The sequence below is a fragment of the Acinetobacter lwoffii genome (genome assembly GCF_024129435.1).
Taxonomy (GTDB): domain Bacteria; phylum Pseudomonadota; class Gammaproteobacteria; order Pseudomonadales; family Moraxellaceae; genus Acinetobacter; species Acinetobacter lwoffii_F.
Genome location: NZ_JAMXXN010000011.1, coordinates 37,327 through 57,234 on the forward strand (window position 1 = coordinate 37,327; position 19,908 = coordinate 57,234).

Here is a 19,908-nt window from a genome sequence, read left to right on the forward strand (position 1 = left end):
ACAAGCCTGAACACCGCCACCTAAAAGAAGGATTTTGCCATGAGCCAATTTATACCATTAACCATTAAATCGATTCAGCCACAAACCGAGCAAGCGATCTGCATTGCCTTTGATCTCGCGCCTGAGCAGTTGGATACTTTTCAATATCAGCCGGGTCAGCACCTCACCATTCGTCATTTAACCGATGACGGCGAGCTGCGCCGCTGCTACTCGATCTGCAGTGATACTCAGGAAGACATGAGCATTGCGATTAAAAAAATTGATCAGGGTCAGTTTTCAACCTGGGCCAATGCGCATCTCAAAGCAGGCGATGTACTAGAAGTCATGCCACCGCAAGGGGTGTTCTTTCAGAAAGCCGCCAAGGCTGGTGGCCAGAATTATCTAGGATTTGCAGCAGGCAGTGGCATTACGCCAATTTTATCGATTGTAAAGTCGGTGTTGAACCGTCAAGCGGAAGCAACATTCACTCTGGTATATGGCAACCGCTCCTGGAAACAGACCATGTTCTCTGAACAGATCATGGACTTGAAAGACCGTTTTAAGGAACGTCTGCAACTGGTAAATATTTTTTCACGTGAACTGAATGACAGTGACATCTTTAATGGTCGGATTGATGCAGACAAATTGCAGCAGTTATTTCAGGCCAATCTGATTTCTGCCGAAGCAGATCACTGTTTCGCTTGCGGTCCTGAAGAAATGATGACAGCAGTCGAAACGGTATTACCGACTTGGGGCATTCAACGCAGCAAGATTCATACGGAACGCTTCAATACGGGTACTGCACCGAAAGCAACCGCCCAGCAGATGGAAAGCCGCAGCGAAGAACGCGTCAATATCATCCTCGATGGTCGCGAGCTGATTGTTGAAGTCTCTAAGCAGGATGACAGTATTTTAGATGCTGCGCTACGTGCCGGAGCCGACCTGCCATATGCCTGTAAGGGCGGCGTTTGTGCCACCTGTAAATGTAAGGTGTTAGAGGGACAGGTTGAAATGGCGGTGAATTACAGTCTGGAAGAAGATGAAATTCAGAAAGGCTATGTGCTCAGTTGTCAGGCACGTCCAACCACGGCCAATGTCCGACTCAGTTTTGATGAATAAAAGCTGAATTTACAGCACCGCGAGCATAGCAGGAGTTCAAGGATGACCTACATTAAAACCAGCTCACCCAAGCCGGGTGTGGTACTGATCGAGCTAAATCGTCCAGAAAAGCGCAATGCTTTAAACAATGCCGCCTTGCAAAACATTGCAGCCTGTCTACAGGACTTGGAAACAGATGCTGCTGTGAAAGCCGTGGTCATCACCGGAAATACGCAATGCTTTGCTGCCGGTGCTGATTTAAATGAGCTGGCGCAGTTAGATGTGGTCAGCATCCAGCAAGACCAACGCCCACTGCTCTGGAAAAAAATTGATGAATTTTCCAAGCCTTTAATCATGGCCGTAAATGGTTATGCTTTTGGTGCAGGTTTCGAGTTGGCTTTGCATGGTGACATGGTGCTGACCGGAGAAAATGCCCAGTTTGCCTTGCCTGAAATCGGTTTAGGTATGTTGCCGGGTGCCGGTGGAACCCAGCGTCTGGCCCGTCTGGTCGGTCAGCAATTAACGATGCGCTGGGCCATGACTGGTGAAATGATTTCGGCACAAACAGCCTTGCAACATGGCATTAGTAGCCAGGTTTGTCCGGCAGGATTGACCGTGCAATACGCACTGGAACTGGCAGAAAAAATTGCCAAGCAGGCACCGCTGGCCATTCGTGCCATCAAGCAATCTTTAAAGTCGATTCATGAAGTGACTTTAAGTCAGGGACTGAAACTTGAACGTCAACATTTTGTCTGGCTGGCGGCGACCCAAGATCGCCAGGAAGGCATCAATGCATTTTTAGAAAAAAGAAAACCAGAATTTAGAGGTATGTAATGGATTATCAAACAATTATTGTCGAAGAAAAAAATGCAGTGGGCTACCTGACCTTTAACCGTCCAAAACAGCTCAACAGCTTTAATGAAACCATGCATCAGGAAGTCTCCAAGGTCATCAAGGCCTGGGCCAAAGACAGCCAGATTCGTGCCGTAGTGATCTCAGCCGAAGGCCGCGGTTTCTGTGCCGGTCAGGATCTGAATGACCGTGTGGTCGATCCGAATGCCGATGCACCGGACTTAGGTCTGTCGATTGAAAAATATTACAACCCTCTGATTAAGCTGATTACTGAAATGCCTAAACCGGTGATTTGTGCGGTGAATGGTGTGGCAGCAGGGGCAGGCGCCAATATTGCCCTGGCCTGTGACATTGTGGTGGCAGCAAAATCGGCTTCCTTTATTCAGGCCTTCTGCCGTCTTGGCTTGGTGCCAGATTCAGGCGGTACCTGGTTCCTGCCGCGTCTGGTCGGGCGTGCTCAGGCGATGGGCCTTGCCATGCTCGGCGATAAAATTCCGGCTGAGCGCGCAGTACAACTGGGCATGATCTGGCAAGTGGTTGAAGATGAACAACTGCAAGCAGAAGCGAAAAAACTGGCAGAGCATCTGGCACAGCAACCGACCTATGGTCTGTCCCTGATCAAAAAAGCCATCCATGCCGCAGCCGACAATAATCTGGATGAGCAGCTCATTCTGGAACGTGACCTGCAACGTCTGGCTGGACGTTCAAGCGACTATAAAGAAGGTGTACAAGCCTTTATGCAGAAGCGTACCCCTGAATATAAAGGATGCTAAATCATGCAACAGATCAATTTGGAACAAGTCAAAGTTGCTGTGGTCGGTGCTGGAACCATGGGGATTGGTATTGCACAACTGGCAGCCATGCACGGGCATCCGACCTATGTGTTTGATCTCGATCGCAGCAAAGTTCAGAGTGCCTTAACTGCTTTAGAGGCGCAGCTTAGCAAGCGCGTACAAAATGGCAAAATGACCCAGCAATTGCTGGAAAGTACCTTTGCCAATCTGATTGTGGCAGAGGACATTCAGCAGCTTGCCGATGCGGGCTTAATTATTGAAGCCATTGTAGAGAAGAAAGAAGTCAAACAAAACCTGTTTCAACAGCTGGATACCATTTGCCCGGAACAGACGATTTTTGCGTCCAATACTTCTTCAATTTCCATTACCGCAATTGCCTCGGCGATTCCACATCCCGAGCGAGTGATTGGTCTGCATTTCTTTAATCCGGCGCCGGTGATGAAACTGGTCGAGATTATCCGCGGACTGAAAACCTCAGCAGCGATTGCCGATGCAGTATTTGATCTGATGAAGGACTGGAACAAGGTTCCGGTGCGAGCCAAATCGACCCCGGGTTTTATCGTCAATCGTGTCGCACGACCTTATTATGCCGAGGCCTTTCGTGCCTTGCAGGAAAATGCCACCACCCCGGAACAGCTCGATTACATCATGCGCGAATGTGGCCGTTTTGCCATGGGGCCGTGTGAACTTACAGATCTGATTGGGCAGGATGTGAATTTCTCGGTCACACAAAGTGTCTATCAGGAATTTTTCTATGAGCCACGCTACCGCCCGTCCTTGATTCAAAAAGAACTGGTCGATGCCGGTTGTTATGGTCGCAAGTCCGGTCAGGGTTTTTATGATTACGCTCAGGCCAAGCCTGCACCTGTATATGAATTGCCAGTGTGTTATGCCAAGTCGCTGAATAAGCTCAAAGTCACAGTAAAAGGTGAATGGCTACATTCCTCAGTACTGATTGAACGTTTAAAACAGGCCTCTCATGTAGAGCTGAGTTTTCAGGCAGCAGAACAGAATGAAATCCTGATTGGTGACCTTTCTCTGCGATTATCGCTTGGCGAATCAGTTGAACTTACCTATCCGCATGAGCCTGTGGTGTTGATGGACTGGCATTCAGATTGGACAAATGCTCAAGCGATTCCAGTCGTTGCATCACCGGCGTGTAGTGCTGAACAGCGCCAGGCAGTGGAGCTATTCCTCATAGGTATGGATATGATACCTATTTGGTCTAAGGATCATCCCGGTCTTTATGTTATACGTAGTATTGCCATGTTGGTGAATGAAGCCTGTGAAGCAGTATTGCATGATATTGCATCAGAACAAGATATTGATTCTGCTATGAAATATGGCGTTAATTATCCTTGTGGTCCATTCGAATGGGCAGATAAAATTGGATATTACACAATTTTACAAATTTTAGAAAATATGTGTCGTATTTATGGTGAAGACCGCTATAGAACTAGTATATATTTAGCAAAGAAAGCGGTGCAGGGACATGCACAGAAAACTCAGCAGCAACCATTACGCGTTGCTGGCTAAAAGGAAGAATCATGGAACAGGTTTATATTTTTGATGGAATTCGCACCTCGATCGGACGCTATGCCGGTGGACTGAGCAGCATTCGTGCTGATGATCTGGCAGCGCTACCGATTCAATATCTGAAAGATCAGCATCCTGCCTTGCCATGGGCAGAACTGGATGAAGTGATCTTGGGCTGTGCCAATCAGGCCGGTGAAGATAACCGCAACGTGGCGCGTATGGCTGCTTTACTCGCAGGGTTGCCTGAATCTGTTTCAGCACTGACCGTAAACCGTTTATGTGCCTCAGGTCTGGATGCCATTGGACTGGCAGCCCGTGCCATCAAATCGGGTGAGGCTCAATTTATTTTGGCGGGTGGCGTAGAATCCATGAGCCGAGCGCCTTTTGTGCAATCCAAACCTACAACTGCCTTTAGCCGTACCCCTGAAATTTATGACACCACCATTGGCTGGCGTTTTATCAACCCAAAATTTAAAGCACAGTTTGGCGTCGATAGCATGCCGGAAACTGCCGAAAACGTCGCTGAAAAGTATCAGATTAGCCGTGCAGACCAAGACCTGTTTGCCTATCACAGCCAGCAGAAAACCGCAGTAGCGCAGCAAAAAGGTATTTTTGCCGAAGAAATTCTGCCAGTCGAGGTTAAAGGTCCGAAGAAAACCACTCTGACCATTTCCCAAGACGAGCACCCGCGTGCAGAAACGACGCTGGATAATCTGGCAGCCTTGAAAACCCCATTTCGTAAAGAAGGCGGTTCAGTCACCGCTGGTAATGCTTCGGGTGTTAATGACGGGGCGGCTTGCGTATTACTCGGCAATCAGCAGTTTGCTGAGCAGTATGGTTTGCGCCCGAAAGCTAAAGTGATTGGAATGGCCAGTGCCGGTGTGGAAGCCAAATATATGGGCATTGGGCCGGTGCCAGCAGTACATAAAGTGCTGAAACAGACTGGACTCAGTCTGGAACAGATGGACGTGATTGAGCTGAATGAAGCTTTTGCTGCGCAGTCACTGGCCGTGATTCGTGAACTCGGCTTGCAAGACGATGATTCCAGAATTAACCCGAATGGCGGTGCCATCGCCTTGGGTCATCCGCTGGGTATGAGTGGCACCCGTCTGGTGATCACGGCCATGAAAGAACTAAAACGCCGTAAAGGCAAATATGCACTCTGCACCATGTGTGTCGGTGTGGGTCAAGGTGTGGCACTGGTTTTAGAAAATATGGATTAAACACATCATTCAATCAATGAATTAAACCGTGGTCAGGAAGACTGCGTCAGGAGTAAGAATATGAATAACAATGCAATGGAAAAAATTGAAAAAGTATCGGTTGATGAGTTACGCAGTGTTCAGCTACAGCGTATGAAAAAGACGTTGCAACATGCTTATCAGAATAGCCCGGTTTATAAAAAGAAATTCGATGATGCTGGCGTGCATCCAGACGATTTTAACTCACTGGAAGATCTGGCCAAATACCCGTTTACCACCAAACAGGATTTACGTGATAACTATCCGTTTGGCATGTTCGCTGTGCCACAGGAACAGATTGTACGTGTGCATGCATCTTCTGGCACCACCGGTCAGCCGACCGTAGTCGGTTATACCCAAAATGATATTAATGTCTGGTCAGATGTAGTGGCGCGTTCATTACGTGCAGCCGGCTTGAGCAGTAAAGATATCATCCAGGTGTCTTATGGTTATGGTCTGTTTACGGGTGGTTTAGGTGCACATTATGGCGTTGAACGCTTGGGTGCAACCGTGATCCCAATGTCTGGCGGACAAACCGATAAACAGGCGCAACTGATTCATGACTTTAAACCAACAGCACTGATGGTCACGCCATCTTACTGCCTGAACATTATTGAAGCGCTTGAGAAGAAATTTGGCACAGCCAAAAACTGTTCGATTAAAACCGGTGTCTTTGGTGCAGAGCCATGGACCAATGAAATGCGCAAGGAAATTGAAGAGCGTTTAGGCATTGATGCGCTGGATATTTATGGTTTATCAGAAGTGATGGGGCCGGGCGTAGCGATGGAATGTCTGGAATCCAAAGATGGCCCAACCATTTGGGAAGATCATTTTTATCCTGAAATTATCCATCCGGAAACTGGCGAAGTGCTGCCAGATGGCGAACTGGGTGAACTGGTCTTTACCACCATTACTAAAGAAGGCATGCCGGTAATCCGTTACCGTACCCGTGACCTGACCCGTTTATTGCCAGGCACGGCACGCACCATGCGCCGTATGGACAAGATTGTCGGCCGTAGTGATGACATGATGATTATTCGTGGGGTCAATGTGTTCCCGTCGCAGATTGAAGAGCAGATTTTACAGATCCAGCAACTCATCCCAAACTATCAGATTCAGATTTGCAAACAAGGACATCTGGATACATTGCATATCCGTACCGAAATGCGTAAAGATAGCAGTGACATTATGGCGCACCAGTTGGCAACTCAGCTGAAAAGCCAGATTAAAACCATGGTCGGAATCACCGTGAGTGTCGAAGTGTTACCTGAAGGGAGTCTGCCACGCTCTGAAGGCAAGGCACAGCGCGTGTTTGATATCCGCAAGTCTGCATGAAGTACTATTGGATGATAGCCAAATGGTCTATCATCCAGTTTCTATAAGGTAAAGTTAAACGCAATGAATCCGAAATTAAAACAAATAATTGATGACTTTATTCAAACTGAAGCACTCAGCGGAACCTCATTAATCATGACCATCTTTGGTGACTGTATTTTTCACCGGGGTGGCATTATCAGTCTGGCCAGTCTAATTCAGCTCATGGATGTCTTCGGATTTAATGAACGATCGGTACGGACTGCCGTATTTCGTCTGGTCCAAAATGGCTGGCTGATGTCTGAGAAAATTGGTCGCACCAGTTATTATCGCGTAACCGAAAGCAGCCGCCAGCGTTTTATTATGGCGGATCAAAAAATTTACAGTTTTCAGCATACCGAATGGGATCAGAAGTGGGATCTGGTGCTGCTCAGTTCAGTGGAACTGGAAAATAAACTGGTTCTGAAAAAAGAACTGGAATGGCTGGGCTTTGCCAATATCGCCACCAATGTCATGGCCTATCCGGGCTGTGATCACCAGAAACTGCAAAACCTGCTGCTGAACTTGAAAATGACCGACCAAGTCGTGGTATTTAAGGCTGAAACCTTACAGCTCTGGCAGGAATCCTACCCAACCGTGAAACGCATGGTCGCCACCAACTGGCCGGTACAGGAGCTGCATCAGCGCTATGAAAAATTCATTGCAGATTTCCGGGAATTCTTTCATCTGGTGGAGCAGGAGGAAGAACTGGATCCGGTTCAGGCTTTTCAGCTGCGTATTTTGCTGATTCATCAATTCCGCCGGATTTTACTAAAAGATCCAAATCTGCCTTTTGAATTATTGCCATCCAACTGGCTTTCCCTGAATGCCCGTAATCTGAGCAGTAATTTATATCAAACCGTGGTTGCGGCAGGGGATGAGTTCTTTATGGAGATCGCCCGAACTTCGGAAGGTTCGATGCCGCCGGTACATCCACAATTTTATAAACGTTTTGGCGGTTTGCGACTGGAAGCTGTTAGCTAATCTAATTCTGCATTTTTAAAGGAATAAAATAATGCCGTGTTATGCCATTGATGGTGTGATTCCTGTGGTCAGCCCTCGCGCTTATGTGCATCCGCAAGCCGTTCTGATCGGGGATGTGGTGATTGAAGAGGGCGTATATATCGGGCCTTTCGCTACTTTAAGAGCCGACTTTGGCGGGATTCACATCCAGAAAAATGCTAATGTTCAGGATTCCTGTACCATCCATGGCTTTCCCGGTAGCGTCACGCTGGTCGAAGAATATGGTCATATCGGACATGGCGCGATTTTACATGGCTGTATCATTCGTAAAAATGTACTGGTGGGTATGAACAGCGTGATTCTTGATGAAGCCGAGATTGGTGAAAATACCATTGTTGGTGCTAATAGTACGGTTAAAGCCAAGGCCCAAATTCCGGAAAATTCATTGGTACTCGGTAGTCCAGCACGGGTCATCCGTCCCCTGGACACCAAAGAAATTGCTTGGAAAAGCAAAGGGACACAAGAATATATTCAGCTGACAGAGCGCTGTCTTTCCTCAATGCAGGAGGTCAGTCCTTTAACAGAAGTCTCCACAGACCGGCTCAGTTACAAAGCGTTTAAGGCAGATTATCAGATCAAGCAGAATAGCTTGAATGACTAAGTTAAGAACATGATTCTATTAAATAGATGAATTCTGCATTTTAAAAACAGGAAGTAACTGAAACCAAATTCCAACTGCATTCCCTGACCGTCTATTTAGACTGAAATAAAACTGGTCTGGAAAGCATATATATGGAAAATAGGGAATTTAAAGATCATTTCTCCCAGCAGTCACAGGATTATGCCTTGTTTCGTCCGCATTATCCGGATGCATTGGGAAAGCTATTGGCAGAGCTGTCACCAAGTACTAAATTGGCTGTAGGTGTCGGCTGTGGTTCTGGACAGCTTTCAGAAGTTTTGGCGAATTACTTTGATCAGGTGCTTGCTATTGATGCGAGTAGTGAACAGATTGCCCAAGCCAAACCGCATCCAAAAATTCAGTATGGTAAGGCGCTCGCTGAAGAGATCCCGTGTGCTGACCATAGTATTGATCTGATTTCGGTGGCTCAAGCAGCGCATTGGCTGAATCTCGAAAAATTCTACGCAGAAGTCCGTCGTATTGCTAAACCCAATGCCATTCTGGCTTTAATTAGCTATGGCGTATTCAGTGTGGATGAGCCGCATCTGAATCATTATTTTAAGCATTTTTATGAAGTCACGCTTGTACCGTACTGGCCGCCTGAACGTCGCCATGTAGATGAAGGATATAAAAATCTACCATTTCCATTTCAGGAAATTTCGATTGAGCCACCTGTATTAGAGGTTGAATGGAACTTTTATCAGTTAATAGGTTATATGAGTACCTGGTCAGCCGTGAAAGCTGCCACTAAAGCACTCGGACATAATCCACTGAACGTACTGGCAGATGCCTTATTGCCAGAATGGGAAGATCCAGAATTGCCCAGAGTCATTCGATGGCCATTATCAGTGCGTGCGGGGCGTATAATCGTTTAAAAAAATATTAGAGCTAGAATCTGTTTATTGAACAATGAATTGAATATTCACGGCTCAGAATTATCGCCCTAGAATCATTTCCAGCACAAATTTAGAACCAATAAAACCCAGTGCCAGCAAGCCAAAACCGAGTAGGGTAAAGCGCACAGCTTTTTGGCCACGCCAGCCAAACTTCCAGTGTCCAATTAATAGTGAACCGTAAACAAGCCAGGAAATGATACTGAACGCCGTTTTATGTGCCAGATGCTGAGCAAAGAAATTGTCGATAGTAAAAAAGCCAAAGCCCAAAGCGAGGGTAAGTAAAACAAAACCGGTCATCAGCATATCAAACAGCAATGATTCCATGTCTTGATAAGAGGGTAGCAAACTGACCCAAACGCGGCGTTTTTGCTTCTTTTTCAGCTCACGATCCTGAAAGCGTAAAATTACGGCCTGAATGGTCGCCATGAGCAATACCGCATAAGCAGACAAAGACAAAATAATATGAATATCCAGACCCAAAGAGTTTTGTGCGATGATTTTTGCAGGCTGAGTAAACACAAAGCCGAGGATCAAACCTGTGGCAGCTACTGGAATTCCGATCAGATTCAGGGCGATAATTGGACGATAAGTACTGTAAATAATGCTGAGTAATAGCATTAGACCGGAAGTAAAGGAAAACAGGGCAAAGACATCATAATTGATGCCCAGCGGGGTGTGCATATCACCATACAAGACCAGCGCATGCAAGCCCAGTCCAAGCAGGGCAGTTAGCGAGACAAACCATTGATTAGGAGCACGTTTAGACATTAAATGAATGAACAGATACCAGAAGGAAGCGGTATAAGCGACTAATGCTAAGATCGTATAAACCAAGGGGAGGCTAACCATGTCAAACCTTTTTAAGGGTGATGAATATTCATTTATATAAATTCGCTGCGAACTACAGTATCCTATAGCATTCTATGCATAAATTTTCTATTTTAAGAAACAATTTTTTGCTCATGGCTATTTTAAGCGGATTTTGCAATGTTTGATACCTTAACAGAACGACTCACGCAGAGTTTAAGAAATGTTACTGGCTCAGGGCAGCTAACCGAAGACAATATTAAAGATACGTTACGTGAAGTGCGTATGGCGCTTCTTGAAGCCGATGTTGCGTTACCTGTAACTCGTGAATTCATCGCGAAAGTTAAGGAAGAAGCATTGGGCCAGGAAGTGATGACTCAGTTATCTCCTGGGCAGGCTTTTGTCAAAATCGTTCATGACGAATTGACCAAAATGATGGGCGAGGCCAATGAAAGCCTCGACCTCGCTGCAAAACCACCTGTAGTTGTCCTGCTCGCAGGCCTGCAGGGTGCAGGTAAAACAACAACTGCAGCAAAACTTGCACGTTTCTTACAAGAACGTCAAAAGAAAAAAGTCGCGATGGTCTCTGCCGATGTGTATCGTCCAGCTGCGATCAAACAGCTACAGACTGTCGCGGGTGAAGTCGGTGCGATTTTCCTGGAATCTAGCGCAGACGAAAAACCGATTACGATTGTGAATCGCGCGATTGAACAGGCAAAAATCCAATTTGCCGATGTGCTGATTGTCGATACGGCAGGTCGTTTGCATATCGATGATGACATGATGGGTGAAATCAAAGAGCTGCATGCAGCGATTAACCCGACTGAAACCCTGTTCGTGGTCGATGCCATGACCGGTCAGGATGCGGCAAACACCGCCAAAGCATTTAATGATGCCTTGCCTTTAACTGGTGTGATCCTGACCAAAACTGATGGTGATGCGCGCGGTGGTGCAGCGCTTTCAGTACGCGCGATTACCGGCAAGCCAATCAAATTCTTGGGTATGGGTGAGAAACTCGATGCCTTGGAGCCATTCCATCCTGAGCGTGTTGCACAGCGTATTCTCGGTATGGGTGATGTACTTTCTTTGGTCGAAGAACTTGAACGCAAGGTCGACAAAGAAAAAGCCGAAAAAATGGCGAAAAAACTGCAAAAAGGCGGCAGCTTCAACTTTGAAGACATGCTGATGCAGTTTGAGCAGATGAACAAGATGGGCGGCATGATGGGCTTCCTGGACAAACTTCCTGGCATGAGCAATGCCGGTCTGCAAGATGCGTTGGCGCAAGCCAATCCTGAAAAGCAGGTCAAGAAAATGGAAGCGATTATCCAGTCGATGACTATCAAAGAGCGCCGTAACCCGGACTTGATGAACCCAAGCCGTAAAAAACGTATCGCAGCAGGTTGTGGTATGGAAGTGGCAGAAGTCAACAAGCTGATCAAGCAACATGCCCAAATGGCCAAGATGATGAAAAAATTTGCCAATCCATCCGGTATGGCAAAAATGATGAAGTCACTCGGCGGCTTGCAGAAACAGTTTGGCGGCGGCGGTGGTATGGGTCCATTGTTCGGCGGCAATGACAAGAAATAAGTTTTGTTTTAAAAAAAGGCGCAATATGCGCCTTTTTTTATTGCGAATAAATAGTCAAACCGGTTTAAACAAAACAACATTTACTTACCCAAAATAAAAATCCGATCAGGCAGACTCGGGAATATCAGCACAAAATAAAGAGAAATTTCAAATGAACCAAGTAATTGTCGTACATGGTTATACTGCAAGCCCGGAAGAAAACTGGTACCCATGGATTCAGGAAAAAGCCCAACAGGAAAATGTCAGTTTAAAAGTCCTCCGGCTGGATCCATCAACTACACCGACACTGGACACCTGGGATCAGCAAATGCGTGAACAGATTGATGCAATTGATGAGGACAGTATTTTTATTGCACATAGCTTGGGAACTGTAGCCGCATTACATTACTTATCCAGAGAATTAAAACAGCAGAAAATTCAGCAACTGGTATTGATCGCGGGATTTAATGGCCGGCTGGGTCGTCTGGATGAAGTAAACCCTTTTATTGATGCCGCTGAAATCAATTTTGATTTACTCAAACAACAGGTTGCAGAGCGTGTGGTGATCTACTCCGAAGGAGATGACCGGGTTGCACCAGAATTTAGTCTGGAACAGGCGGACAGTCTGGATGCCATTGTGGTGAATGCCAAGCATCACGGACATTTTATTGATTCTCAAGGCTGTACTGATTTGCCAGAACTCTGGAAAGTAATCGAACCTTATCTGATTAAATCTTAAATTTAGGCATGTTATTGTATTCGCTAAATTTTAAAATTTAACATGAGATGGTGTTCAAAAAGGCACTTGAATTCCATCTCCAGACTGGTTAAAACTTATTGTTTGTCGACGCAATTTGCGTTCAATGATAATAAGTAAATCACTATGAAAAATATAATAAAGAAAGTCTATATCGTGCCGGATTATCAGGCGACCTCCAATGATCACTGGTATCCGTGGTTCAGTCGCCAGCTTAAAAATGCCGGTTTTGAGTCTAAACGGATTATGCTGGCCAACCCTTTTCAGCCTGATTTAGAAGAGTGGCAGCAGAATCTGAAACTGCACATTCCGCAGATGGATGAACATACCTTTTTAGTTGCACATGGCCTGAGTTGCGTCAGTGTTTTAAACTTTTTACAGGAACATTATATTCAGCAGCAACACAAGATCGGCGGCATCATTCTGGTCTCGGCCTTTGATACACCGCTGGTGGCCTGGTCAGAACTGAATAAAATACTGCAGGCTGTGCGACTCGATCTGAAAAACTTGCCGTATAGCTATAAACGTGCGGTGATGCTGATCTCCAGTAATGATCCCTATGTGCCTGCACCGATTTCCTTGCGTTTAGCACATAGCTTGAATGCACAAATTTTTGAGATCAAAAAAGCCGGGCATTTCAACAAGTCCGATGGCTTTGCCGATTTTCCGCAATTGCTGGACATTATCAAACAGTGTCTGGCAAATGAGCTGCAAAATGTTGCAGGCCTTTAAGCAAAAGATCCGGTTCAATCCGGGGCTGATACTGGCCGAGATGCTGCGCGAAAAGTGGAGCATCTCCACCAGTTAAAACCAGCTGTGCCGGGAAATCATGCAGGACTTTTTCGATGGTGCTGAGCAGACCGAGTAGGATGCCATGATGAACAGCATCGATAGTATTCCGTCCAGGATTAAGTTCAGAAAACGCGGCATCGGGAATTTTAATGCCTTTGGTGTTCTGAATCAGTGCATCGCGCTGCAAGTACAGATTCGGCAGAATAAATCCACCCAAATGTTGTTGTCCTTGCGCCAGATCAATGGTCAGCGCCGTACCGCAACTAATCACACAATAATTTTCATGCGCTTGCGTCGCCACTGCAAGTACCTGTAACCAGCGGTCAATCCCCAGCTGCGAAGGTTCATCATAACCACAGATCAGACCTGCATATTCTGCCTGTACTTGAGCAAAAATCACTGGAATATGCAGGCTTTCTAAAATGCTGAGAATGCGCTCATTATTGATTTTATCTTGCACAGAGGATAGACCTACCTGATGCAAGCCCAGCGCTTTGAAATGCTGGATCAGGCCAAGTAACAAATCGGCAGGAGACTGTAAATGTAATTCTGCTGCCTGTTCAATAATCTGATCATGCTTGGTAATCCAGTATTTAAGCCGGGTATTGCCGATATCCAACCATAATTTTTTCATTGCTGTATGCCTGTTCATCCACCGTGTTTAAGGCGGAGTTGTCCCTGATAAAAGGTCTGGATTCCCTGATCGGTCAAAATCTTGACTGCACCATCGTCCTGAATCCCCAGAAAAGTACCGGAATATTGCCCTTGCACATCGGTAAATTCAACCGTTTGTTGCATAAATGCAGCCGATCGATTGAAACGCGCCGCCAGGTTTTGACTGCCATAATTAAACCATTGCCCGGCTTGTTGAATCGCCAGATATAACTGGGCAATCAGCTCGACTCTTGAAGTGCGAGATAAACCCAGCTCGCTCAGGGAACTGACCAGCTGGTCTGGAAGGTTGGTGGGCAGAGGATCAATATTTAGCCCGACCCCGACCACCACCTGCGTGGTTGAAACCGGCTCGACCAGAATACCGCCCCATTTTCCATGCAGGCTATACAGGTCATTCGGCCATTTTACCTGTAATTCCAGGCCTTTTAGACTTGGCATTTGCAGGATATTTAACGCAATTTCTAGCGCCAGACGACCATCAATGGGTTTTTGTGTATGCAGCAATGTGCTTAAATAGATATTCCCTTCAGGTGATATCCACTGACGTTGACGCTGTCCACGGCCTTGGGTCTGCACATGACTGCATACCAGAACCTGCTGTACCCCTTTCGTTGCCAATTCGCGCACATCATCATTGGTCGATGTGGTAATCGGTTTGATGAGTAATACTTCCGGGAGTTGGCCTGCATCGCTTAATCGTTGTTGCAGTTCACGAGTTTCTACATCCATTTGAATCTAAACGTGGTAAATATCGTTATGGAGTTAATCATATATTTATTGATTGGTGCAATTGCCGGATTCACCGCAGGCCTGTTTGGGGTCGGTGGTGGTTTGATTATTGTGCCGATCCTGTACATTGTTTTTACCCAGCTTCAGTACGATCCCAGCGTGATTATGCATATGGCGGTGGGCACTTCCTTGGCAACGATTATTGTGACTTCTATCAGTTCGGTGATGGCGCATCATCAGCGAGGGGCAGTACTATGGCCTGTGTTTCGTAATCTGGCGCCAGGTCTGATTATCGGTTCTTTCCTAGGTGCGGGGATTGCCGATTATTTATCTGGTCAGGGTTTGCAGTTAATGATTGGCTTCTTTGCGGTCTGGGTGGCATTTAGAATGTTCAAGGGAGCGCATATCCAGATTGATCCGAATCAAAAATTGCCTTCAACCCCGGTACAAATTGCTGCAGGTGGTGGAATCGGTGTGGCATCGGCGATCTTTGGGATTGGCGGGGGAAGTCTGACCGTCCCATTTCTGAATCGCTGCGGAATCGTGATGCAAAAAGCCGTAGCGACCTCTGCGGCTTGTGGATTGCCAATTGCAGTCGCAGGTGCGCTGGGTTTTATCTGGTTTGGTAAACAGGCGCAGGTTACCGTACCAAATACCATTGGCTATATTCATATTTATGCCTTTATCGGGATCAGCATGATGAGTTTTTTCACGGCCAAGCTGGGGGCAAAAGTGGCACATCTGCTTTCACCGGCCGTATTAAAAAAATGTTTTGCTGCACTACTGACTACCGTCGGCCTGTATTTTATTTATCAAGGTTTTATGGCTTGATTTAAACCTTTTAGGTTGAAGTGATTTACCGTATAAGGAGAATAGATGACTATTCTCCTTTTTTATGGCCTTGAGTTGGCTATATAGACATAAGATTGTCTGACAATGTCAAAGTATTTATGGATAAAAACCCGTTTAATAGCAACATAGTCCAAATAAAGGGCTAAACCAGTATCCATAAAAATAAAGACAGGAACGGTATGCCATTAGAACAAGCGCAGAGTTTGTCTGAGCAGATTGCCAAGCACATTAGCGAACAGATTATCCGCGGTGAACTGGTCGAAGGCGAACGTATACAGGAGCTCAGGATTGCCTCGGAGCTTGATGTCAGTCGGGGTTCGGTTCGTGAAGCCCTGCTTTTGCTGGAACGCACCCAGCTGATTGAAATTTTCCCGCGCCGTGGGGCGATTGTCTCGGAAATGTCCGCCTTGCAGGTGCGTGCCTTATTTGACATGACTTCATTATTGCTCGGGCAGATGGTGCATCGCATGGCGGAAACCTGGCGGGTGCATGAAGCTGAGCGCATTCAGCTATTATTAGAACAATTAGAAGCAGAAACCCGCCAAGGACACACTGAAAAGTTTTATGATCTGATCTTTCAGGGCATGGCCCAGCAGCATGAGATGGTCGGGAATCCTTATCTGATGCGCTACTATCAGGAACTGCTGCCTTCTTTACGTCGGAGCTATTTTTTGACCCTGAATATTTCCAGACGCGAGTTACAGGAATCTTTCGACTTATTTAAACTGGTCACTGAAGCAATTTTGATACGAAAAACCCATCAGGCCACTTTATTTATGGAAGATTTTTGTCGACACTTGCGCAACCTTGTGTTGGAATCTCTGACACGGATGAAACAAATTGAACTCGCGTGGGCCAGACGCTCACGACGTTAAATCAGGACATTATGCGTTTAAGCAGTTTAAAACTTTCAGGCTTTAAATCTTTTGCCGACAGTACCACTTTGCATTTTAAAGATAATCGTACTGCGGTCGTGGGACCGAATGGTTGTGGTAAATCCAACGTCATTGATGCCATACGCTGGGTCATGGGCGAGTCCAGTGCGCGTCAGTTGCGTGGTGGCAGCATGCAGGATGTCATCTTTACCGGAACTGCCAAGCGTAAACCGGTGGGCATGGCCAGTGTAGAACTGCGCTTTGACAATACCTATGGCAAGCTGGGCGGTGCTTATAATGCCTATAACGAACTGGCGGTACGCCGTCAGGTCAACCGCGATGGCAAGTCCGAATATTTCCTGAATGGCAGCAAATGCCGTCGTCGTGATATTACAGATATTTTCCTGGGTACCGGTCTTGGTCCGCGTTCCTATGCGATTATCGAGCAGGGCATGATCAACCGTCTGGTCGATGCCAAGCCCGATGAAATGCGGGTCTATATTGAAGAAGCGGCCGGAGTGTCGCGCTATCAGGCGCGTCGCCGTGAAACCATGCTGCATCTGGATCACACCACACAAAACCTGTCGCGTCTGGAAGATATCGCCTCCGAACTGAAATCCCAGCTAAAAACCCTGAAACGTCAGTCGGAAAGTGCGATTCAATATAAAGAACTGGAAGGACAGATCCGCACAATCAAGATCGAAATTCTGTCTTTTCAATGTGAGCAAAGCCAGCGTTTACAGGAAGAATATACCCTTGAGATGAATACGCTCGGGGAAAACTTTAAGCTGGTACGTTCCGAACTGACCACCGTTGAACATGATTTGGGCAGCACCAGTGAACTGTTCCAGCGTCTGATTCAGCAATCCACTCCTTTGCAAAGTGAATGGCAACAGGCCGAGAAAAAACTGGCTGAACTGGAAATGACCCTGCAACAAAAGCAGTCTTTGCTAGAGCAGAATTCCAGCAGTCTGATCAAGCTGGAACAGCAAAAAGCCCAAACCAAAGAGCGTTTGCAGTTGATTGAACTGCAACTCGATACTTTACAGCAGCAATTTGAAGATCAACAGGCACAATTGCAACAGCAAGATGGCCAGACTCAGACGCATAGTCAGAATCTGAGTGAGCTCAAATCCCAGCAGAGTTCAGTAGCAGCGCAATTCGCACAGATTAAAACTCAGGTCGAACAGCAGCAACAGCGTAAATTACAAATGCTGGCTCAAAGCGAGCAACTGGCAAAGAATATTGAACGGATTGAACAGCAGAAACAGACGCTCCAACAGCAAAATGCACAGATCCAGCAACAGGCGCAGCAAGATGAGCTGGTGCAGTATCAGGCAGACAAAGCCCAGGCTGAACAGCAAATCGTTGGCTATGAAATTCAATTAACAGATTTAAGAGCTCAATTCGAGCAGATTCAGGAAGAGCAGGCGAGTCGTCAACAACAGCTGATGCAGCTCAAATCTGAAATTCAGGTGCTTCATTCAGAAAAGAAAAACCTGAGTCAATTACTGACCAAAGCCAATCCAAATGCTAAAAACGATGCGGTACAGCTGATGCATGTACTTAAGCTCAATGATGCAGGCAAGGTACATGCCAGCCTGATCGAAAAGTTTCTGGCAAAATGGCTATCTGCCCAGATTCTGGCCGAGGGCGAGCACTTCCTTGAAGATCGTGCGCGTCAGTTAAAGCAACAGGCTGTGCAGGATAAAATGCAGATTGCCAATACGATGTGTCTGGCCAACTGGATTGAATCTCCGCATTATTCACTGTGGCAACAAGTCGCGGTCGTAGATACATTAGCACAAGCATTACCGCTTCAAACTGAGCTATTACAAGGCCAGTCAATCCTAAGTCTGGATGGCTATCATGTTGGGGCAGACTGGGTCATTGCGCTGGAGTATGATGAAGCCAGTCAGGCCGGACAAGGCGCATTGAGTCATCGAATCCGTCTGGATGAAATTGAGCAGCAGCTTGCGGAACTTGAACCTAAGTTTATGCAGCTGGAGCAGCAGTTACCTGAATTCGCCGATCAGGTTAAAGCTTTGCAAAATCAGATTCAGAGTATCAGCGAGCAGCAGAAACAAGCTCAAAAGCAGCTGCAGCAACTCGATGTCAATATTGCTAAAGTACAAAGTAGTGCGCAGGCTTTTGCATTGCAAAAGCAGCAATTACAGCATCAGCTGCAACAACTTGATGAGCAGCTTGAAGAAGATGCCATGCAGAAAGATGATCTGGAAATTGACCTGCATGCCTTGAATATCAAGCTGGAACAGGCGTTACCAAATTATAAAACCCTGCAATTCCAGCTGGAAGAATTGAGCGCTCAGTTAGATGACTCGCAGCAGCTTAGCCAGCAAGCGCAGCAGGAACTGGAATTGCTGCGCCGTCAATGTGTGCAAAGCCAACAGCAGATCGAATTACTGGAAAAAGATCAGGTTTTCCTAAAAGAACAGTCTCAGCAAATTACTGCACAAATCGAACAAGCCAAAAAGTTTGTCGATCCGGTACAGTTGGAATTACCTGCTTTACAGAGCCAGTTCAATGAACAGGCGCAGATCACTGAAAAGCTGCAAAAAACCTGGGCCGACTGGCAGGTTGAATTAAATCAGGTGCAGAGCAAACAGCAGCAGCTGACCGAACAGCGTCACAGTTTTCAGCAGCAGGATGAAAAACTCCGTACTACACTGGAAGAAAAACGTCTGGCCTGGCAGGCAGCCAAATCTGATTTGCAGCATTATTCTGAACAACTGAAAGAATTGAATAGTGAAGTAATTTCCGGGCTAGATATTGATATCAAAGCTCATCAGGCGAAGCTGGAAAAAGCTCAGGCCCAGTTTGATAAACTCGGTGCAGTCAATCTGGCGGCTTCCGAAGAATATGAAGAAGTGTCAAAACGTTATGAGGAACTGAGTCACCAGATGCAGGATCTGGAAAATACGGTTGAACAGCTACAGGCTGCGATGAAGAGTATTGATCAGGAAACCCGTAAACTGTTTATGCACACGTTTGATCAGGTCAATGCTGAACTGCAAAACCTGTTCCCGAAAGTGTTTGAAGGCGGTGAGGCGAGTTTAAGCCTTGAAGATGGCTGGCAGTCGGGGGTAAAACTGATGGCCCGACCACCGGGTAAACGAAACAGCTCATTGGCCTTACTCTCTGGTGGAGAAAAGGCTTTAACTGCATTAGCATTGGTATTCGCGATTTTTCGCTTAAATCCGGCACCATTTTGCGTACTGGATGAAGTCGATGCACCGCTGGATGATGCCAATGTGGGACGCTTTTGTAATTTAGTCAAAGAGCTTTCTGAACACGTGCAATTTATTTATATTACCCATAACAAACTTGCAATGATGATGGCGACTGATCTTTTAGGTGTAACCATGCCTGAACCGGGAACCTCAAAATTAGTGACAGTTAATTTGGAACAGGCAAAAGAATACGGCCTAGCTGCGGAGGTATAA

18 protein-coding genes are annotated in these 19,908 nt (G+C 46.3%); 15 read left to right on the forward strand and 3 right to left on the reverse strand.

Going from position 1 to position 19,908, the window contains the following annotated elements:
* Positions 1 to 39 precede the first annotated feature (39 nt).
* The 9 genes from paaE (at position 40) to NI455_RS09055 (ending at position 9,370) form a co-directional block, all read left to right on the forward strand.
* A complete protein-coding gene (gene paaE, locus NI455_RS09015; protein ID WP_180087426.1) occupies positions 40 to 1,098 on the forward strand; it encodes a 1,2-phenylacetyl-CoA epoxidase subunit PaaE in 1,059 nt (352 codons plus the stop codon).
* 42 nt (positions 1,099 to 1,140) lie between these two features.
* On the forward strand, positions 1,141 to 1,911 hold the full coding sequence (locus NI455_RS09020) for an enoyl-CoA hydratase-related protein (protein WP_253113721.1): 771 nt from the start codon (positions 1,141 to 1,143) through the stop codon (positions 1,909 to 1,911).
* Positions 1,911 to 2,702 (forward strand): 2-(1,2-epoxy-1,2-dihydrophenyl)acetyl-CoA isomerase PaaG, encoded by a 792-nt coding sequence (gene paaG / locus NI455_RS09025; RefSeq protein WP_005247159.1) that lies wholly within the window; start codon positions 1,911 to 1,913, stop codon positions 2,700 to 2,702. The genes NI455_RS09020 and paaG overlap by 1 nt, the downstream gene beginning before the upstream one ends.
* A gap of 3 nt (positions 2,703 to 2,705) precedes the next feature.
* Positions 2,706 to 4,259, forward strand: a complete 1,554-nt coding sequence (locus tag NI455_RS09030; RefSeq protein WP_253113722.1) for a 3-hydroxyacyl-CoA dehydrogenase — start codon at positions 2,706 to 2,708, stop codon at positions 4,257 to 4,259.
* An 11-nt stretch (positions 4,260 to 4,270) separates the two neighbouring features.
* Complete coding sequence (gene pcaF / locus NI455_RS09035) at positions 4,271 to 5,482, forward strand: 3-oxoadipyl-CoA thiolase (RefSeq protein WP_253113723.1); 1,212 nt, start codon at positions 4,271 to 4,273, stop codon at positions 5,480 to 5,482.
* Between the two features lie 60 nt (positions 5,483 to 5,542).
* On the forward strand, positions 5,543 to 6,835 hold the full coding sequence (gene paaK / locus NI455_RS09040; RefSeq protein ID WP_114541382.1) for a phenylacetate--CoA ligase PaaK: 1,293 nt from the start codon (positions 5,543 to 5,545) through the stop codon (positions 6,833 to 6,835).
* A 63-nt stretch (positions 6,836 to 6,898) separates the two neighbouring features.
* A complete protein-coding gene (gene paaX / locus NI455_RS09045) occupies positions 6,899 to 7,837 on the forward strand; it encodes a phenylacetic acid degradation operon negative regulatory protein PaaX (RefSeq protein WP_129717280.1) in 939 nt (312 codons plus the stop codon).
* 31 nt (positions 7,838 to 7,868) lie between these two features.
* Entirely contained in the window at positions 7,869 to 8,477 is a 609-nt protein-coding gene (locus tag NI455_RS09050) for a DapH/DapD/GlmU-related protein (protein WP_253113724.1), read from the forward strand.
* Between the two features lie 131 nt (positions 8,478 to 8,608).
* Positions 8,609 to 9,370 (forward strand): class I SAM-dependent methyltransferase, encoded by a 762-nt coding sequence (locus tag NI455_RS09055; protein WP_253113726.1) that lies wholly within the window; start codon positions 8,609 to 8,611, stop codon positions 9,368 to 9,370.
* 60 nt (positions 9,371 to 9,430) lie between these two features.
* Here the strand turns inward: NI455_RS09055 and NI455_RS09060 are convergent, their stop codons facing one another.
* The gene (locus NI455_RS09060) at positions 9,431 to 10,240 is read right to left on the reverse strand and encodes a cytochrome C assembly family protein (RefSeq protein WP_114541386.1); all 810 of its coding nucleotides are present in this window, start codon (positions 10,238 to 10,240) and stop codon (positions 9,431 to 9,433) included.
* A gap of 138 nt (positions 10,241 to 10,378) precedes the next feature.
* Here NI455_RS09060 and ffh point away from each other — a divergent pair, with 138 nt between their 5' ends.
* From ffh to NI455_RS09075, 3 genes are all read left to right on the forward strand, one after another.
* A complete protein-coding gene (ffh, locus tag NI455_RS09065) occupies positions 10,379 to 11,785 on the forward strand; it encodes a signal recognition particle protein (RefSeq protein WP_004279196.1) in 1,407 nt (468 codons plus the stop codon).
* 151 nt (positions 11,786 to 11,936) lie between these two features.
* Positions 11,937 to 12,503 (forward strand): RBBP9/YdeN family alpha/beta hydrolase, encoded by a 567-nt coding sequence (locus tag NI455_RS09070; protein ID WP_004279197.1) that lies wholly within the window; start codon positions 11,937 to 11,939, stop codon positions 12,501 to 12,503.
* 144 nt (positions 12,504 to 12,647) lie between these two features.
* Positions 12,648 to 13,253 (forward strand): RBBP9/YdeN family alpha/beta hydrolase, encoded by a 606-nt coding sequence (locus tag NI455_RS09075; protein WP_253113728.1) that lies wholly within the window; start codon positions 12,648 to 12,650, stop codon positions 13,251 to 13,253.
* Here the strand turns inward: NI455_RS09075 and NI455_RS09080 are convergent.
* Complete coding sequence (locus NI455_RS09080) at positions 13,207 to 13,947, reverse strand: type III pantothenate kinase (RefSeq protein WP_253113729.1); 741 nt, start codon at positions 13,945 to 13,947, stop codon at positions 13,207 to 13,209. The genes NI455_RS09075 and NI455_RS09080 overlap by 47 nt on opposite strands.
* Before the next feature lie 14 nt (positions 13,948 to 13,961).
* Positions 13,962 to 14,717: a biotin--[acetyl-CoA-carboxylase] ligase gene (locus NI455_RS09085; protein WP_253113731.1), complete on the reverse strand. Its 756-nt coding sequence runs from the start codon at positions 14,715 to 14,717 to the stop codon at positions 13,962 to 13,964.
* 27 nt (positions 14,718 to 14,744) lie between these two features.
* Here NI455_RS09085 and NI455_RS09090 point away from each other — a divergent pair, with 27 nt between their 5' ends.
* The 3 genes from NI455_RS09090 to smc all read left to right on the forward strand — a co-directional run bounded on the left by NI455_RS09090 (position 14,745) and on the right by smc (position 19,908).
* Positions 14,745 to 15,548, forward strand: coding sequence for a sulfite exporter TauE/SafE family protein (locus tag NI455_RS09090; RefSeq protein ID WP_005107741.1), 804 nt, complete (start codon positions 14,745 to 14,747; stop codon positions 15,546 to 15,548).
* Positions 15,549 to 15,748: 200 nt separating this feature from the next.
* Positions 15,749 to 16,444, forward strand: a complete 696-nt coding sequence (locus NI455_RS09095) for a GntR family transcriptional regulator (RefSeq protein WP_144724252.1) — start codon at positions 15,749 to 15,751, stop codon at positions 16,442 to 16,444.
* A gap of 11 nt (positions 16,445 to 16,455) precedes the next feature.
* A complete protein-coding gene (gene smc / locus NI455_RS09100; protein WP_253113796.1) occupies positions 16,456 to 19,908 on the forward strand; it encodes a chromosome segregation protein SMC in 3,453 nt (1,150 codons plus the stop codon).

Excerpts from the sequence above, each read along its gene's own strand:
- paaE (WP_180087426.1), top strand. The coding sequence starts at position 40 with ATGAGCCAATTTATACCATTAACCATTAAATCGATTCAGCCACAAACC.
- NI455_RS09020 (WP_253113721.1), top strand. The coding sequence starts at position 1,141 with ATGACCTACATTAAAACCAGCTCACCCAAGCCGGGTGTGGTACTGATC.
- paaG (WP_005247159.1), top strand. The coding sequence starts at position 1,911 with ATGGATTATCAAACAATTATTGTCGAAGAAAAAAATGCAGTGGGCTAC.
- NI455_RS09030 (WP_253113722.1), top strand. The coding sequence starts at position 2,706 with ATGCAACAGATCAATTTGGAACAAGTCAAAGTTGCTGTGGTCGGTGCT.
- pcaF (WP_253113723.1), top strand. The coding sequence starts at position 4,271 with ATGGAACAGGTTTATATTTTTGATGGAATTCGCACCTCGATCGGACGC.
- paaK (WP_114541382.1), top strand. The coding sequence starts at position 5,543 with ATGAATAACAATGCAATGGAAAAAATTGAAAAAGTATCGGTTGATGAG.
- paaX (WP_129717280.1), top strand. The coding sequence starts at position 6,899 with ATGAATCCGAAATTAAAACAAATAATTGATGACTTTATTCAAACTGAA.
- NI455_RS09050 (WP_253113724.1), top strand. The coding sequence starts at position 7,869 with ATGCCGTGTTATGCCATTGATGGTGTGATTCCTGTGGTCAGCCCTCGC.
- NI455_RS09055 (WP_253113726.1), top strand. The coding sequence starts at position 8,609 with ATGGAAAATAGGGAATTTAAAGATCATTTCTCCCAGCAGTCACAGGAT.
- NI455_RS09060 (WP_114541386.1), bottom strand. The coding sequence starts at position 10,240 with ATGGTTAGCCTCCCCTTGGTTTATACGATCTTAGCATTAGTCGCTTAT.
- ffh (WP_004279196.1), top strand. The coding sequence starts at position 10,379 with ATGTTTGATACCTTAACAGAACGACTCACGCAGAGTTTAAGAAATGTT.
- NI455_RS09070 (WP_004279197.1), top strand. The coding sequence starts at position 11,937 with ATGAACCAAGTAATTGTCGTACATGGTTATACTGCAAGCCCGGAAGAA.
- NI455_RS09075 (WP_253113728.1), top strand. The coding sequence starts at position 12,648 with ATGAAAAATATAATAAAGAAAGTCTATATCGTGCCGGATTATCAGGCG.
- NI455_RS09080 (WP_253113729.1), bottom strand. The coding sequence starts at position 13,947 with ATGAAAAAATTATGGTTGGATATCGGCAATACCCGGCTTAAATACTGG.
- NI455_RS09085 (WP_253113731.1), bottom strand. The coding sequence starts at position 14,717 with ATGGATGTAGAAACTCGTGAACTGCAACAACGATTAAGCGATGCAGGC.
- NI455_RS09090 (WP_005107741.1), top strand. The coding sequence starts at position 14,745 with ATGGAGTTAATCATATATTTATTGATTGGTGCAATTGCCGGATTCACC.
- NI455_RS09095 (WP_144724252.1), top strand. The coding sequence starts at position 15,749 with ATGCCATTAGAACAAGCGCAGAGTTTGTCTGAGCAGATTGCCAAGCAC.
- smc (WP_253113796.1), top strand. The coding sequence starts at position 16,456 with ATGCGTTTAAGCAGTTTAAAACTTTCAGGCTTTAAATCTTTTGCCGAC.